We start from the raw sequence: 15132 nt of genomic DNA, 5'->3' as shown, positions 1-15132 counted from the left end.
CTCTCTCACCGGTACTCCGACAGCCTGCGTCCGACGCCCAGCAGGGCGCCCGCCGCGCCGAGGGCGGCGAGTGCCGCGGAACCGGCGGGCAGGCCGGCCATGGCGCTGCGTCCGTCCTGGGCGGCCCGCCTGAACTCGCCGGTTTCATGGGTGAGCGCCGTGGCCAGCGAGGCGTCGACGCTGTCGAAGCACTCACCGGTCGACTCGCCCTTGGCGGTGGTGCCGATGACCTGGTCGCGGGCCTTCTGGTAGTCGCCGGAGTCGTTGGCCTGCCGGGCCAGCGCGTGCCGGGTCCGCCAGACCTTCATCGACTGGTCCGCGACCCGCACCGGACCCCGCCCCGCCGAGTCGTCGGCGAGCGCGTCGGCCGCGGCGAGCTTCTTGCCCAGCGCGCCGATCTCCTGGTCGTACGCCCAGTCGTAGGCGTCCATGACCGTGCCGTCCGGCAGCGTTTTCGTCTCCGCGCCGCGGCTGACCAGGGTCAGGTTCTCGTCGCTGCGGGCCTTCAGGGAGGCGATCCGGGCGTCGTGCAGCACGTTCAGCGAGCGCACGCCGTGGTCGTAGGAGCCGTCGAGGCCCGAGCGGGCGAGGCTGTGGCCGACCACCAGCCACAGCAGGACGACGGTGGTCGCGGCGGCGGCGGCGACCAGGCCGTGGTTCAGCACCCGGTTCGTGTGCCGGTAGTCGCGGTGCTGGGCCAGGAGCAGGGCGGCCAGGGCGAGGACGCCGAGGGCGATGGCCGCCCAGGGGTAGGGGGTCGCGTCCGCGTAGTCGGAGCGCAGCCGCTGGTTCTCCTTCTGGTACAGGTCCTCGGCCGCCGGGAGCATCTGGTTCTGCATGGTGGTGTTGGCGGTCCGCAGATAGGCGCCGCCGACGGGGAAGCCCTGGCGGTTGTTGGCACGGGCGGACTCGACCAGGCCCTTGTAGCGCGGCAGCAGTTCGTTGAGCTTGGTGATGGTGGCCGCGGAGGGCGAGTTCGGGGCGGAGTTGGCGGCGGCGGTGACGAGTTTGGCGGCGGCGGTGCGCACGTCGGACTCGTAGCGCTCGCGGGTGGCCCTCGTCTCCTGGAGCCCGGCCAGGTAGCCGCTGGTCGCCATGGTGTTGGCGTCGGCCAGGGAGCGGTAGATGTCGGCGGCGTCGGAGCTGAGGGGCTGGCTGCGGTGCAGGACGTCGTCGGCGGCGCCCGCCCGGCCGGTGGTCTGCCAGGCGGTGACGGCGCCGAACGCGATGACCAGCAGGGCGAGCACGGCGCCGATGGCACGGAGCCGGCCGGGTTCGGTGACGGCGGCGGCGCGCAGCCGGTCGACGCCCTCGGCGAACGCGGTGCGGCGCGGGGGCGCCGGCGCCGGGACGGCCGGGGGCGCGGCGGCCGGGGGACCGGGCTGCGGCGGCACGGCCGGCCTCATGGGCGGGGCGCCGCTCGGTGGCGCCGCGCTGCCGTTCGGCGAGTGTGTCACTGCTGACCTCCCCCGTGGTCATCCGTCGCCGCAAGTATCCCTGCCGGCACCGGCGTCCGCACCGGCTTCACGCGATCTTGATCCGGATCGCGGCGAGGCCGCCGTGCGCCGCCCGGTGGTGTGCGCGATGCCGTGTGCCGCACCACCCCCTGCCCATGAACACGCCCTGGGAATCGGTTCGGTTCCACCCGCGCACGGATCCGCCGCCGACCCCGGCGGACGAACGTGCGCACAGCTGTTCCCGGGCGCGGTTCCGGACGACCGGTACGGACCGGCCGGCCCCCGGGCGGTCCGTACCGGCCCCTCCGGGAGCGTCGGCCCCGGCCCCGATGGTCCGGCCGGTCCGTTCCGGTTCCTCGGCCGGTCCGTTCCGGTCCTCCGGGTGGGACCGGCCCCGGTCGGACGACCGGGGCCGGTGCGCTCATCCCTCGAAGTACGCCCGCACCCGCTCCTGGACCTCTGCCGGGGCCCCCGTGTGGTCCAGGCCCAGCAGGACCGCGCCGAGCACCGGACGGGCCGTCACCACCCGGGGCACCGCCTTCGGGGCCCGCTCGGACAGCAGCCGGCGGATGCCGTCGTCCAGCAGGGGGTGGCGGGCCGCCAGGACGCTGCCGCCCAGGACGACCGGGACCGGGTCGCCCAGCAGGTCCAGCCGGCCCAGGGCGACCGACGCCATGGCCACCACCTCCTCGGCCAGCCGGTCCACGAGCGAACGGGCGATCGGGTCGCCGTCGGCCGCCGTGCGGAACAGCACCGGCGTCAGCTCGTGGCGGCGGTCGGGCTCGACGTGCTCCAGGTGCAGCGCCTCGATGAGCGCGTACATGGAACCCAGGCCGAAGTGGGCGGGCAGGGTGCGGGCGAGCGCGGTGGCCTCGCCGCGGCCGTCCTCGGCGCGGGCCGCGTACCACAGGGCCTCCGACGCCAGGCCCCAGCCGCCGCCCCAGTCGCCGGAGATCCGGCCTATCGCCGGGAACCGGGCGGTGCGGCCGTCCGGGCGCATGCCCACGCAGTTGATGCCGGCCCCGCAGACCACCGCCACCCCGCGCGGTTCGGCCACCCCGGCCCGCAGGATCGCGAACGTGTCGTTGCGGACCTCGGCCGTCGTGCCCCACGCGCGCGCGTGCAGGGCCGCCGCCAACTGCTCCTCCTCCACCGGGAGGTCGGCGTTGGCCAGGCAGGCCGACACATGGGCGACGGAGGTGACCCCGGCCGCCGAGTAGGCCCGGCCGACCGCCTCCGCCAGCACGTCCACCGCCGCCCCGACGCCCACGACCGGCGGCTGGAAGCCCCCGCCGCGGGCGGTGGCCAGGACGGTTCCGTCCGCCGCCACGACCGCGACGTCGGTCTTGCTGTTGCCCGCGTCGATGGCGAGGACGTCTGCGGTCAGGCCCACGCGAGGTGCTCCCGGTTGTGTGCGATCAGCTGGTCGGTGAGGGTCTCGGCGTACGCGTACTGGCCGATCAGGGGATGGGCGAGCAGCGCGCGGAAGACCCGCTCCCGGCCGCCGTGCAGCGCCGCCTGGAGGGCCAGGTCCTCGTACGCCGTCACGTTGGCCACCAGGCCCGCGTACAGCGGGTCCAGGGGAGCCACGGGCAGCGGCGTCGCGCCCTTGCGGCCCACCGCGGCCTGGACCTCGATCACCGCGTCGTCCGGCAGGAAGGGCAGCGTGCCCCGGTTGTAGGTGTTCACCACCTGGTACGGGCTGCCGCCCGCCCCTCGTCCGCCACCGCCCGCCGAGGGCCCCGCGGGGCCGCCGTCGCGGTCCCCGAGCAGTGCCGCCGCCAGGTCGACCGCGGCCTCGGAGTAGTAGGCGCCGCCGCGCTTGGCCAGCAGGGCCGGCTTCTCCTCCAGCGCGGGGTCCCCGTACATCTCCAGCAGCTCGCGCTCCATGGCGGCGACCTCGGCGGCCCGGGACGGCCTGGTGCGCAGTTCCCCGACGACCTCGTCGTGCGCGTAGTAGTAGCGCAGGTAGTACGAGGGGACCACGCCGAGGCGGTCCAGCAGCGGGCGGGGCAGGTGCAGGTCCCCGGCGATCGTGGCGCCGTGCTCCGCCAGCAGCCGGGGCAGGACGTCCTCGCCCTCCGGGCCGCCCAGGCGCACCCCGGTCTCCCAGGTGAGGTGGTTCAGGCCCACGTGGTCCAGGTGGACGTCGTGCGGCGCGACGCCCAGCATCCCGGCGAACTTGCGCTGGAAGCCGATCGCCACGTTGCACAGGCCGACGGCGCGGTGGCCGGCCTGCAGCAGGGCGCGGGTGACGATGCCGACGGGGTTGGTGAAGTCGATGATCCAGGCGTCCGGGTTGGTGCGGCGCACCCGTTCGGCGATGTCCAGGACCACCGGGACCGTGCGCAGCGCCTTGGCCAGGCCGCCCGCGCCGGTCGTCTCCTGGCCGACGCAACCGCACTCCAGCGGCCAGGTCTCGTCCTGCTGCCGGGCCGCCTGGCCGCCGACGCGCAGCTGGAGCAGCACCGCGTCGGCGCCCTCCACGCCCGCGTCCAGGTCGGAGGTGGTGACGATCCGGCCGGGGTGGCCCTGCTTGGCGAAGATGCGCCGGGCGAGGCCGCCCACCAGCTCCAGCCGGTCCGCCGCCGGGTCGACCAGCACCAGTTCGGTCACGGGGAGGGTGTCCCTCAGACGTGCGAAGCCGTCGACGAGTTCGGGGGTGTAGGTCGAGCCGCCGCCGACCACGGTGATTTTCATGCTTATCCCTTTACTCCGGTGAGCGTGACGCCCTCGACGAACGCCTTCTGGGCGAAGAAGAACACGAGGATCACGGGGGCCATGACCAGCACGGTGGCGGCCATGGTGAGGTTCCAGTCGGTGTGGTGGGCTCCCTTGAACGACTCCAGTCCGTAGGACAGGGTCCAGGCGCCCGGATTCTCCGAGGCGTAGATCTGCGGGCCGAAGTAGTCGTTCCAGGCGTAGAAGAACTGGAACAGGGCGACGGCCGCGATGCCCGGCTTCGCCATCGGCAGCACGACCCGCACCAGCGTGCGCAGTTCGCCGCAGCCGTCCACCCGGGCCGCGTCCAGGTACTCGTTCGGGATCGTCGTCAGGAACTGCCGCAGCAGGAAGATGGAGAACGCGTCGCCGAACGCCATCGGGACGATCAGCGGCCACAGCGTGCCGGACAGGTCCAGCTGCTTGGCCCAGAACAGGTACATCGGGATGACGACCACCTGCGGGGGCAGCATCATCATCGAGATCACCAGCATGAGCGACAGGTTGCGGCCCCGGAAGCGGAACTTGGCCAGCGCGTACGCCACCGGGACGGAGGACGCCACCGTCAGCACGGTGCCGAGGCCGGCGTAGACCAGGGTGTTCCGCCACCAGGTGAGGAAGCCCGGGGTGTCGAAGACCCGCTTGTAGTTGCCCCACTCCCAGGTGTGCGGGATCAGGTCGCGGCTGAGCGCCTGGCTGTCGCTCATCAGCGAGGTCAGCAGGAGGAACACGAAGGGCAGGACGAAGAAGAGGGCGGCCGCCACGGCGAGCGCGTGGACCGCGATCCACTCCAGGACGGCCCGTCGGCGGGCCGTGCGCCCGGCCGGCGGGAGGGGCGCCGCCAGCCCGACCGGTTTGTCGAGCACTTGGGTCATCGTCAGTCACCTGCCTGGATGAGACCGCCGCGGCGCCGCATCAGGAACGCGGTGAACACCATCGACAGGGCGAACAGCACCAGCGCCACCACGCAGGCCGAGCCGTAGTCGAAGCGCTGGAAGCCGAGGTTGTACACGAGCTGGGGGAGGGTGAGGGTGGACTTGTCGGGGTAGCCGGGCTCGAACTGGGTGCCGGCGCCCTGGATCACGCCCGAGGCGACCTTCCCGGCGATCAGCGGCTGCGTGTAGTACTGCATCGTCTGGATCACCCCGGTGACCACCGCGAACATCACGATCGGCGAGATGTTCGGCAGCGTGACGTACCGGAAGCGCTGCCAGGCCGAGGCGCCGTCCAGCTCCGCCGCCTCGTACTGCTCGGTGGGCACGTCCAGCAGCGCGGCCATGAAGATGACCATCAGGTCGCCGACGCCCCACAGGGCGAGCAGGGTCAGGGCGGGCTTGGACCAGGTGGGGTCGTTGAACCAGCCGGGCGCCGGGATCCCGGTCTTCTCCAGCATGGAGTTGACCGGCCCGGTGCCCGGGTTGAGGAGGAAGGCGAACGCCATCGTCGCCGCGACGGGCGGGGCGAGGTAGGGCAGGTAGAACAGGGTGCGGAAGACGCCGGTGCCGGTCTTGACCTTGGTGATCAGCAGGCCCACGCCCAGCCCGAAGACCACCCGCAGGGTGACCATGACCAGCACCAGCCACAGGGTGTTGCGCAGCGCCGGCCAGAACAGCGGGTAGTTCTCGAAGACGTACGTCCAGTTCTTCGCGCCGCTCCACGTCGGCGCGTTGAAGCCGTCGTAGTGCATGAACGAGAAGTAGACGGTGGAGATCAGCGGATACGCGAAGAAGACCGCGAAGCCGATCAGCCAGGGCGACATGAAGGCGAGTGTCCTCAACGCCGAACGGCGGCGTTTGGACGCCAGGGTGACGGTGCTCATCGTGCGCCTACTTCGCCTGCGCGATGTCCGTGTCGATCTGCGCGGCGGTCTTCCGCAGACCGGCCCCGAGATCCTTCTCCTTGCCGCTCTCGTAGTCGTAGCCGAACTGCTGCATCGACACCAGGTACTGGCCGCCGTTGACCGAGGCGGGCGTGGTGGTCGACTCGGGGTCGGCCGCGATGTCCAGGAACGTCTTGAAGCGCGGGTCGTACTTCAGCTTCGGGGACTTCAGCGCGGCCAGGGTGGACGGCACGTTGTGGATGTCGTTGGCGAAGCCGACCACGGCGTCGGTGTCCGTGGTGATGTACTTGACGAACTCCCAGGCGGCGTTCTGCTTGCGGCTGGTGGCGGCGATGCCGGTGATGGTGCCGGTGATGTAGCCCTTGCCGTACTGGTCCGCCTGGTCGTCCGGGACGGGCAGCGGGGCGACGCCGATCTCGAAGCCGGGCTTGGCGTCCGCCGCCATGCCCAGGCGCCACTCGCCGTCGAGCTGCATGGCGACCTGGCCGGTGTGGAAGGGGTGCTTGGGGCCCCACTCGTCGCCGAGGGTGGCGCGGAACCTCTCCAGCTTCTGGAAGCCGCCGAGGTCGTCGACCAGCTTCTTCTGGAGGGTGAAGCCCTTCTGGAAGGCGGGGTCCTTGGCGAGGTTCGACTTGCCGCTCGCGTCGAAGTACTTCGGTGAGAACTGCGCGAGGTAGTGCTCGGCGGTGGTCTCCCAGCCGTGGTAGTTCGGCATGAAACCGAGCTGCTTGAAGCCGTTCCCGTCGGGGATCGTCAGCTTCTTGGCGTCGGCCTCCAGTTCGGACCAGGTCTTGGGCGGGTTCTTGATGCCGGCCTTCGCGAACGCGGTCTTGTTGTAGTACAGCCCGTACGCGTCGCCCAGCAGCGGCGCCGTGCAGCGCTTGCCGTCGAACTGGGTGTACTCGTTCATCGCCTTCGGGAACGTCCGCTCCGGATCGACGTGCGCCTTCTCGAAGAACGGGTTCAGATCGACCAGCGCGCCCGAGGAGCAGAACTTGCCCACGTTGTTGGTGGTGAAGGAGGAGATCACGTCCGGCGCCTTGTCGCCGCCGGTGCGCAGCGCCTGGTTCATCTTGTCGTCGGTCATGTTGCCGACGTCGTTGACGTGGATGTTGGGGTGCGCCTTCTGGAAGCCGGCGATCAGCGCCTTGACGGCGTTCACCTCGTTCGGCGCGCTCCAGGCGTGCCAGAAGTTGATCGTCGTCTCCTTGGAGGCGTCGTCGGTCGCGCCGGAGTTCGACTGGCCGGTGCAGGCGGTGGCGAGCAGCGCCATGGAGGCGGAGGCGGCGAGAGCGAGGGCCGCTCTGCGTGACTTCCGGGACACTTCGGGCATGGCTGGATCTCCCTGGGGCGGGCGGGGCGGGCTGGGTGGACGGGGATGCGGAAAAAGTCAGCGGGAGGTGTCGAAGACCTCGTCGCGGGTGGCCGCGAGCGCGCTCTCCAGCGCGCCGCGCAGTACGGGGTGGCGCCGGACCTCACCGACCACCAGACGCGGGCGGGAGGCTGCCAGTTCCTCCAGCTCGGCCTGGACGAGGGCGCGCAGCACCTCGCCGCCGGCGGTCAGCGATGCGCCGCTGAGGACGACGAGTTCGGGGTCGAGGACGGACACCAGGGAGGCGAGACCGGTGGCGAGCCGGGTCGCGTACGTCGTCAGCAGCTCGTGGTGCGGGCCGGTGGCGTGGTCGGCGGCGCCCGCCACGAGCTCGGCGGCCACCTCGGCGTACGGGCCCGTGGGCACGTCCCCGATACCCAGCTCGCGGGCGAGCCGCGGGATCGCCTGGGAGCCGGCCAGCTCCTGGTAGCCGCCGCTGTTGGCCCGGGTCACCTGGCGGACCAGCGGGGCGCCGGGCACCGGCAGGAAGCCGACCTCGCCGGCGCCGCCGGTCCAGCCGCGGTGCAGCCGGCCGCCGAGCACCAGGGCGGCGCCGAGGCCCTCCTGGTTCCACAGCAGCACGAAGTCCCGGTGACCGCGGGCCGCGCCGAGACGCTGCTCGGCCACGGCGGCGAGGTTGACGTCGTTCTCGTACTCCACCGGCATCGGCAGCGCGGCGGCCAGCTCGTCGAGGAGCGCGGGGGAGTGCCAGCCGGGCAGGTGGGAGGCGTAGCGCAGCCGGCCGGTGTTGGGGTCGAAGGCGCCGGGGGTGCCGATGACCAGGCGGTGCACGTCGGCCCGGGTCAGCCCGGCCGCCTCCACCGCGCCGTCGAGCGCGTCGGCGACCTGCCGCGCGACGGGCCGCGCGGGGCGGCGGAGCGGGGTGGGCAGCTCGTACTCGCCGACCGTGCGGCCGGTGACGTCGGCCACGGCGGCGCGGATGCGCTGCGGGGTGACGTCCAGCCCGGCGGCGTACGCGGCGGCCGGGTTGACCGCGTACAGCTGCGCGTTCGGGCCCGGCCGGCCCTCGCTGGTCCCGGTGGCGAGGACCAGCCCGGCATCCTCCAGACGGGCCAGGAGCTGGGAGGCGGTCGGCTTGGACAGCCCGGTGAGCTTGCCGATCCGGGTCCGCGACAGCGGCCCGTGCTCCAGCAGCAGATCGAGGGCGGCCCGGTCGTTCATGGCACGCAGCACCCGGGGAGTACCCGGCGTGCCGGCGGTTCCTGCCATGCGTCTCGCACCTGCCCTGAACGTCATTGTTAGGAAAGTTTCCTGTTCGAGTGGCAGGAACCTAGACCGGGGAGCGAGGAGGCGTCAAGACGCGAAACCCCGCGGGCGACGCAGTCGTCGCCCGCGGGGATGGCGGCGGAGCCGCGGGGATGGCCGGGGGGCGCCGGACCGGTGGGCCGGCCGTGCCCCTATTTGCCCGCCGCCCGCTGCGGCGGGGCGATCGGGGTGGCGGCCTCCGCCTGGGGGGAGGCCGGGTTGGAGTAGACGGACGGGGCCGCGACCGCCGCCATCGGGTCCGGGGCCGAATCCTCCTCCAGCGGGGCGGTGGCGCCGCCCACGATGCGGATGTCGGCCGCGTCGAAGGCGCGCTTGATGCGCCAGCGCAGCTCCCGCTCGACCGCCGTCGCCTTGCCCGGCATGGTCTTGGCCGAGACCCGGGCCACCATCGAGTCGATCAGCACGCTGTCCAGGCCCAGCACCTCGATCGGGCTCCACAGGAACTCGTTCCAGGGCTCTTCCTTGCTCATCTTCTCGGCGACCTCGGTGAGGGTGGCCTTGAGCTTGTCCAGGTCCTCGCTCGCCCGGACGGTCACGTCGACACCGGCCGTCGCCCAGCCCTGGGAGAGGTTGCCGATCCGCTTGACCTCGCCGTTGCGGACGTACCAGATCTCGCCGTTGTCACCGCGCAGCTTGGTCACCCGCAGGCCGACCTCGATCACCTCGCCGGAGGCCACGCCCGCGTCGATCACGTCGCCGACGCCGTACTGGTCCTCCAGGATCATGAAGACGCCGGAGAGGAAGTCCGTCACCAGGTTGCGGGCGCCGAAGCCGACCGCCACACCCGCCACACCCGCCGAGGCCAGCAGCGGGGCCAGGTTGATCTGGAAGGTGGACAGCACCATCAGCGCGGCCGTGCCCAGGATCAGGAAGCTCGCCACCGAGCGCAGCACCGACCCGATCGCCGCGGAGCGCTGCCGGCGCCGCTCGGCGTTGACCAGCAGGCCGCCCAGCGCCGAACTGCTGTTGCCGCCGTGGGCGGTGCGGTTCATCCGGTCGATGAGCTTGGTGATCGCCCGCCGGACCACCACTCTCAGCACGGCCGCTATCACCAGGATCAGCACGACCCGCAGGCCGATCGCCAGCCAGGTCGACCAGTTCTCCTCGACCCAGCTCGCCGCCTGGTTCGCGCTCTGCTGGGCGTCCTGGAACGTGGGGACGGACACGCCCGGAGACTGCGAGGGGGACGGCGACGGCGACGCTCCGGCGGCCGACAGGACGGCGGGCAGGGACACGGCAGGTACCTCCAGGTGCGTCCGCCCTCCGGCGCAGCGGTCATACGCGGCGGTCAGTACGGGGTGGTCGATGTCGTCCGGGTCACGGACAGGTCACCGGTCGGGCAGAACCACCACACTAACGGGGCACGGTGTGGGGATTGCGGTGAAGTCCGCGGGAGACGGGGCCGGCGGCGCGCGCACCCGCCTCTGAACAGGCCGTGTGAAGAGGCGGTGGTCCGGGGGATGAATCAGGTGTGGTCGAAAACACTCCCAGCCCGTTACCGGGACATGGTGGCGCGTTCACCAGGCATGAGGGGAGACTGACTGCAGATCGTCCCGGCGCGAGCCACGCGCCGCCGGCGTACAAGGAGGCCCCCGTGCCGCATGTCCTGGTCCTCAACGCGTCGTACGAGCCCCTCGGCGTCGTACCGCTCCGCCGCGCGCTCGTCCTCGTGCTCGAGAACAAGGCAGTCTGCCTCGAGGAGTCCGGCGCCCATCTGCACAGCGCGACCGTCACCGTGCCCGCCCCCAGCGTGGTCCGGCTCAAGCGTTTCGTGCGGGTCCCCTACCGGGGGCCCGTTCCCCTCACCCGCAGGGCGCTGTTCGCCCGCGACGGCGGCCGGTGCATGTACTGCGGCTCCATCGCCACCAGCGTCGACCACGTCATCCCGCGCTCCCGCGGCGGCCAGCACGTCTGGGACAACGTGGTGGCCTCCTGCCGCCGCTGCAACCATGTGAAGGCCGACCGCCACCTCGTGGAACTGGGCTGGCGGCTGCGCCACAAACCGGCCCCGCCCACCGGCCTGGCCTGGCGCATCATCGGCACCGGCCATAGGGACCCGCGCTGGCTGCCCTACCTGCAGCCCTACGGCGCGGACGACGCCCTGGCCCGGATCGACGGCATATCAGCCTGACGATCCGGGCCTTCGCGTTTCCGTCCGGACGCCTCTCCCGCACGTGTGTGCGACAGGGGCGGCCGGCCCGGCCGCCCGCCCGCCCGAGGAGCGGCGCGGGCCCCGCCGGCCGGTTCGGCCGGCGCTCGCCCGCGCGGCGGCCGAGGCACGCGGTTCATCCCCGGCCGCTACGGCGCGGCCGTACCGGCCGCTACGCCGCGGCCTCGGCGGCCACGGAGGCGCGGGCCTGGCTGCGGCGGTCGAAGGCCGCCGCGGCCGCCGCCCGCAGCTGCACGTAGAAGGGCTCGTTCTGCGGTATCCCCCACATGTGCATGTAGATCAGCATCTGGTTGAGCACGGTGTCGTACTCGACCAGGGTGCCGGAGGCGTTTCCGGCCGCCGCGTCCCAGGCGAGCAGGCGCACCTTCTGCTCCTCGGTGATCTTGCCGGCCGCGGCGAAGCCCAGCGCGTATTTCTCCAGCTTCTTCGGCTGGGCGCCGTAGACCAGCTTCTCCGCCAGCAGCCCGCGCTGGAAATCGTCGAACGCGGCCGTGCCGTCCATCGCCGCCCTCAGCCCGTCGAGCGTCTGCCTGCGCTCCGTCGCCAGCGCCGCGACCTCCTCGTCGCTCGCCCCGGACCGCACCAGCTCCATCACCGGGCTGCTGCCGAAAGCCTGGTGGGCCGCCACGTGGGTCAGCTCGTGGGCGACGTGCCCCAGCAGGAAGGAGGTGCCGCCCCTGGCCTGCGTGTCGACGTTGAACGTGTACGTCCCGGCGTCCTGGCCGAGCTTCATGCCCGGCATGCCGCCCCGCGGGTACTGCATGACCGTCACCAGGGGCACCACGGCCATCAGCTCGCCGATGACGTCGTTGGTCTCCTGCGGAAGCGCCGGGTCGTCGCGAAGGGCGCCCAGTTTCCGCACGAACTCGCCCATCATCGTGTGGAACCGGTCCGCGGGGATGGCGCGGGAGGCGTCCTGGGCCTCGCCGCCCAGCGCGCGGTTGTCGAGGTCCGGGTTCCCCCCCTCCCTCATGACGCCGTCGATCTCGTCCAGCAGGCCCCGGAAGACCTGCTCGGAATCCAGCTGTTCGCGCGCCTCCCCGGCCTGTCGGTCGAGCTCCCGGGTGCCGGCGACACGGGCACCCTCGCCCTTGCGGGCCGTGTAGTCGCGGCACGCCCTGATGATGTGCTTGAGGGCCAGGTGCCGGGCGGCGGGTCCGGCACCGTCCGGCAGGGCGTAGAACGCGGCGAGCGCCCTGTCCACCTTGACGATCTCGGACCGGTCGCGCTTTCCCAGGGTCGTCGAGGTGCTCTGCTTGAACTCGTCCTCGTTCATCATCCGGGAGACCGTGATCATCCGGGACACGGCCGCGTTGCCCGCCGTGCTCTGCAGTGCCGCCAGGGCGTGCGGGCCGCGGTTGCTCCGTACGGAGGACACGGGCGGCGTGCCGGGGGTCCGCCCGGAGTTCTCATGGGTGCGCATGGGGCAACGCTAGGCGCGCCGGGGCACGGGTTCCAGGGACGAAAGGGCGTGCCGGGGGCAACCGCCGTTGCCCCCGCGTACCCGCGTGCCCACGGGCGGTGGGTCTTTCGCCTCGTTCGGCTACGCGTACCGCAGCTCTCCGGGGCGCACCGAGCGGCGCAGCAGCGGCAGACCGGCCGCCGCGGCCAGCAGACAGGCGGCGTACACACCGGCCGGCACCAGCAGGGCCGCGTAAGACGCCGCCCGGACGACGGATCCGCCGGCCGCGATCGACGCGTACCCGACACCGATCGCCATGCCTCCGAGGCCCGCGACGAGGACGGCCGGGGCCAGCGGCAGGGCCGTCTCCAGCAGCAGTGCCCGGCCCAGCACCCGACGCGGCACCCCGGCGGCGGTCTGCGCGACCAGTGCCCGGCGCCGGGTGGCGAGGGACTCGGCAGCGCCGACGCCGAGCGCCACCAGGACGATCACGAGGCCGAGACCGATGGCCGCGGCCGTCAGGTCCAGGCCGGTGGTGTAGAAGGAGAGGTCCGCGGCCAGGCCGCCCGTCCGGCGCGACTCGGCGAGGTCGGCGAGCAGCACCTGACGTACGCCGACGAAACCGGTGCCGACGACCGTGACCAGCAGCACCGCGGCATGGGTGCGGGCCGCCGCCCACGGGTCGTCCCGCAGCCGCTCGGCCGCGATCAGCACCGCGGGGGAGTCGGTCCGGGCCGCGAGCAGCCGGCCGGTCAGCCCCGCCAGGGCGCCCGTGAGCCAGACCGCGCCGGCGCCGACCGCCGACACCGCCCCGAACACGGTGAGCGCCGGGCTGACGTCGTGCGGGCCGGGCGTGCCCGAGAACGTACTGGCCACCGCCAGCGGCCCGGCGACGACCACGAGCAGCAGCCCGGCCAGGAACAGCAGTCCCGGCCCCCGCCCCGACCGGGGCACGCCGCGGCGCAGCCGGCCGAGCGGCGAGGCCACCACCCGGCGCAGCGCCAGCACCGCGGCCGCCGTGCCCAGCACCGGCACGCCCACCGCGACCAGTGCCAACCCGGCCCAGGTCAGGGCGGTCGGCGCCGACCAGAGGGTCAGCAGGAGCGGCACCGACACGGCGGTGGCGAGCAGCGAGCCCAGCAGACAGGCCAGGCCGGTCTCCAGCGCGGTGATCCGCCGCACCCGCGCCGGTTCCGCGCCCGCCAGCCGCAGCGCAGCCGCCCGCCGGTCGCGGTGCACCGCGCCGATGCGCGTGCACTGGCCGAGGAAGCCGAGCACCGGGACCAGTAGGAGCAGCAGCGTGAGGATCGCCCCGGAGCGCTCACCGGGGTTGTCGAACAGCCCGCTGCCGAATGAGAAGGAGTAGTGCCCGCGCACCGAGGCCAGCACGGCCGCCGCGAGGCCGAGCGCCGCCGCGCCCGCCGCCCCGGCCGCCGTGAGCGCGATCCGCCACCACTCCTGCCGGTCGGAGCCCCGCACCAGCAGCCACGCCAGCCGCAGATCGGTCCTCACGCGGCCACCCCCAGTCCGGCCGGGACGCCGTCGCGCAGCCGCACCTCGCGGTCGGCGTACGCCGCCACCTGGGCGTCGTGCGTGACCACCAGCGCCGCGGCGCCCGTCTCGCGGGCGGTGCGCACCAGCGCCGTCATCACCTGCTCGCCCGCCAGCGAGTCCAGCGCCCCCGTCGGCTCGTCCGCGAAGACCGCCCTCGGGCCGGTCACCAGTGCCCGGGCCAGCGCCACCCGCTGCGCCTGGCCGCCGCTCAGCTCCCCGGGCCGCAGCCCGCCCAGCTCCGGCACGCCGAACCGCTCCAGCCAGTCGGCCGCCCGCTCCTGGGCCGCCCGGCGCGCGGTCCCGGCCAGCATCAGCGGCAGCGCCACGTTGTCCAGGGCCGTCAGTTCGGGGATGAGCTGGCCGAACTGGAACACCACCCCGAACTCGGTGCGGCGCAGCTCGCTCAGCCGGTGCTCCGGCAGCGTGTCCAGGCGCTCCCCGCCGTACGTCACCGAGCCCCCGTCCGGCCGGACGATGCCCGCCAGGCAGTGCAGCAGCGTGGACTTCCCGCTGCCGCTCGGGCCGGTCACGGCGACGATCTCGCCCGCGCCCAGCTCCAGGCTCGCCCCGCGCAGCGCCGGGGTCCTGCCATGGGTCTTGACGAGGTCCCGTGCCACTACAAGGGGCGCCGGATGGTTGCTCATGCTCGGTCGACCTCCGCGGTCAGAGCGGTCAGAGTGGTGAGCCGGGCCTGCGTGGTGGTCATCCAGCGCAGGTCGGCGTCGAGGTGGTGGAGGGCGTAGTCCGCCGCGAGCACGGAGCCCAGGCCGGCCTCCGGCGCGGTCTTGAGCGCCGTCAGCTCCCGCATCCGCTCCATGTGGGCGGCCCGCTGCGCGAGCAGGTGGGCGGCGGGGTCGCCGCCGGTCAGGATCGCGACGACCACCTTGGCGAAGATCTCGTTCGTCACGAACGGCGCGGGCGGCGTGACCTGCCCGGCCCAGTCGGTCACGTCCCGGGAGCCGTCGGCCGTGAGCCGGTACAGCGTCCGCTCCGGGCCGCCGTCGGCGTCGGTGCCGGCGACTTCGGCGAGACCGTCCCGGACCAGCCGTTGCAGGGTCGTGTAGACCTGCCCGTAGGCCAGCGGGCGGGCCTGCGGGAAGTGGTCGTCGTGGCGTCGCTTGAGGTCGTACCCGTGGCTGGGCCCTCCGGCGAGCAGGCCCAGCAGGATGTGGCGGGTGCTCATGGACTCAGTATGTACCGCGTATATGTACTGAGTGAATAGCCGCGTGGCCGGTGTCCGTTCGGCCTCGCGGCGGGCGGCGGCGAAAGCGGCCGCCGTGTCGGGTTTGTCCCGGTGGGTGCGGTGGGGAATGTGACCAGGAGCACGTA

Annotated in this window: 13 protein-coding genes; 1 reads left to right on the top strand and 12 read right to left on the bottom strand. The window is 73.1% G+C overall.

What is annotated here, in order from left to right; all coding sequences use genetic code 11:
• Positions 1 to 5: 5 nt before the first annotated feature.
• From ACF061_RS03925 to ACF061_RS03890, 8 genes are all read right to left on the bottom strand, one after another.
• On the bottom strand, positions 6 to 1457 hold the full coding sequence (locus tag ACF061_RS03925) for a hypothetical protein (protein WP_392265182.1): 1452 nt from the start codon (positions 1455 to 1457) through the stop codon (positions 6 to 8).
• A 421-nt stretch (positions 1458 to 1878) separates the two neighbouring features.
• Positions 1879 to 2850, bottom strand: coding sequence for an N-acetylglucosamine kinase (locus tag ACF061_RS03920; protein WP_392265181.1), 972 nt, complete (start codon positions 2848 to 2850; stop codon positions 1879 to 1881).
• Positions 2841 to 4157 carry a 6-phospho-beta-glucosidase gene (locus ACF061_RS03915; RefSeq protein ID WP_392265180.1) on the bottom strand — a complete coding sequence of 439 codons (1317 nt, stop codon included), beginning with the start codon at positions 4155 to 4157 and terminating at the stop codon, positions 2841 to 2843. Before ACF061_RS03915 ends, ACF061_RS03920 begins: the two co-directional genes overlap by 10 nt.
• Before the next feature lie 2 nt (positions 4158 to 4159).
• Positions 4160 to 5053, bottom strand: a complete 894-nt coding sequence (locus tag ACF061_RS03910) for a carbohydrate ABC transporter permease (protein WP_392265179.1) — start codon at positions 5051 to 5053, stop codon at positions 4160 to 4162.
• 2 nt (positions 5054 to 5055) lie between these two features.
• Positions 5056 to 5997, bottom strand: a complete 942-nt coding sequence (locus ACF061_RS03905) for a carbohydrate ABC transporter permease (RefSeq protein ID WP_392265178.1) — start codon at positions 5995 to 5997, stop codon at positions 5056 to 5058.
• A 7-nt stretch (positions 5998 to 6004) separates the two neighbouring features.
• Positions 6005 to 7351: an ABC transporter substrate-binding protein gene (locus ACF061_RS03900; protein ID WP_392265177.1), complete on the bottom strand. Its 1347-nt coding sequence runs from the start codon at positions 7349 to 7351 to the stop codon at positions 6005 to 6007.
• Between the two features lie 57 nt (positions 7352 to 7408).
• On the bottom strand, positions 7409 to 8620 hold the full coding sequence (locus ACF061_RS03895) for an ROK family protein (RefSeq protein WP_392265176.1): 1212 nt from the start codon (positions 8618 to 8620) through the stop codon (positions 7409 to 7411).
• Between the two features lie 188 nt (positions 8621 to 8808).
• Positions 8809 to 9912, bottom strand: coding sequence for a mechanosensitive ion channel family protein (locus tag ACF061_RS03890; RefSeq protein ID WP_392265175.1), 1104 nt, complete (start codon positions 9910 to 9912; stop codon positions 8809 to 8811).
• A gap of 359 nt (positions 9913 to 10271) precedes the next feature.
• Between ACF061_RS03890 and ACF061_RS03885 the strand changes: the two genes are divergently transcribed.
• On the top strand, positions 10272 to 10808 hold the full coding sequence (locus tag ACF061_RS03885; RefSeq protein ID WP_392265174.1) for an HNH endonuclease: 537 nt from the start codon (positions 10272 to 10274) through the stop codon (positions 10806 to 10808).
• Positions 10809 to 10998: 190 nt separating this feature from the next.
• On the opposite strand, the gene ACF061_RS03880 is transcribed toward ACF061_RS03885, so the two are convergent.
• From ACF061_RS03880 to ACF061_RS03865, 4 genes are all read right to left on the bottom strand, one after another.
• The gene (locus ACF061_RS03880) at positions 10999 to 12270 is read right to left on the bottom strand and encodes a hypothetical protein (protein WP_392265173.1); all 1272 of its coding nucleotides are present in this window, start codon (positions 12268 to 12270) and stop codon (positions 10999 to 11001) included.
• A gap of 120 nt (positions 12271 to 12390) precedes the next feature.
• Complete coding sequence (locus ACF061_RS03875; protein ID WP_392265172.1) at positions 12391 to 13761, bottom strand: FtsX-like permease family protein; 1371 nt, start codon at positions 13759 to 13761, stop codon at positions 12391 to 12393.
• Positions 13758 to 14447 carry an ABC transporter ATP-binding protein gene (locus ACF061_RS03870; protein ID WP_392265171.1) on the bottom strand — a complete coding sequence of 230 codons (690 nt, stop codon included), beginning with the start codon at positions 14445 to 14447 and terminating at the stop codon, positions 13758 to 13760. Before ACF061_RS03870 ends, ACF061_RS03875 begins: the two co-directional genes overlap by 4 nt.
• Positions 14444 to 14986, bottom strand: coding sequence for a PadR family transcriptional regulator (locus ACF061_RS03865; protein ID WP_392265170.1), 543 nt, complete (start codon positions 14984 to 14986; stop codon positions 14444 to 14446). Before ACF061_RS03865 ends, ACF061_RS03870 begins: the two co-directional genes overlap by 4 nt.
• Positions 14987 to 15132: the final 146 nt, after the last annotated feature.

Origin of the sequence: Streptomyces sp. NPDC015220, assembly GCF_043079345.1 — a bacterium.
In the GTDB taxonomy this organism is placed as follows: domain Bacteria; phylum Actinomycetota; class Actinomycetes; order Streptomycetales; family Streptomycetaceae; genus Streptomyces.
This window is presented reverse-complemented; position numbering and strand designations above follow the sequence as displayed.

Excerpts from the sequence above, each read along its gene's own strand:
- ACF061_RS03915 (WP_392265180.1), bottom strand. The coding sequence starts at position 4,157 with ATGAAAATCACCGTGGTCGGCGGCGGCTCGACCTACACCCCCGAACTC.
- ACF061_RS03910 (WP_392265179.1), bottom strand. The coding sequence starts at position 5,053 with ATGACCCAAGTGCTCGACAAACCGGTCGGGCTGGCGGCGCCCCTCCCG.
- ACF061_RS03905 (WP_392265178.1), bottom strand. The coding sequence starts at position 5,997 with ATGAGCACCGTCACCCTGGCGTCCAAACGCCGCCGTTCGGCGTTGAGG.
- ACF061_RS03900 (WP_392265177.1), bottom strand. The coding sequence starts at position 7,351 with ATGCCCGAAGTGTCCCGGAAGTCACGCAGAGCGGCCCTCGCTCTCGCC.
- ACF061_RS03895 (WP_392265176.1), bottom strand. The coding sequence starts at position 8,620 with ATGGCAGGAACCGCCGGCACGCCGGGTACTCCCCGGGTGCTGCGTGCC.
- ACF061_RS03880 (WP_392265173.1), bottom strand. The coding sequence starts at position 12,270 with ATGCGCACCCATGAGAACTCCGGGCGGACCCCCGGCACGCCGCCCGTG.
- ACF061_RS03870 (WP_392265171.1), bottom strand. The coding sequence starts at position 14,447 with ATGAGCAACCATCCGGCGCCCCTTGTAGTGGCACGGGACCTCGTCAAG.
- ACF061_RS03865 (WP_392265170.1), bottom strand. The coding sequence starts at position 14,986 with ATGAGCACCCGCCACATCCTGCTGGGCCTGCTCGCCGGAGGGCCCAGC.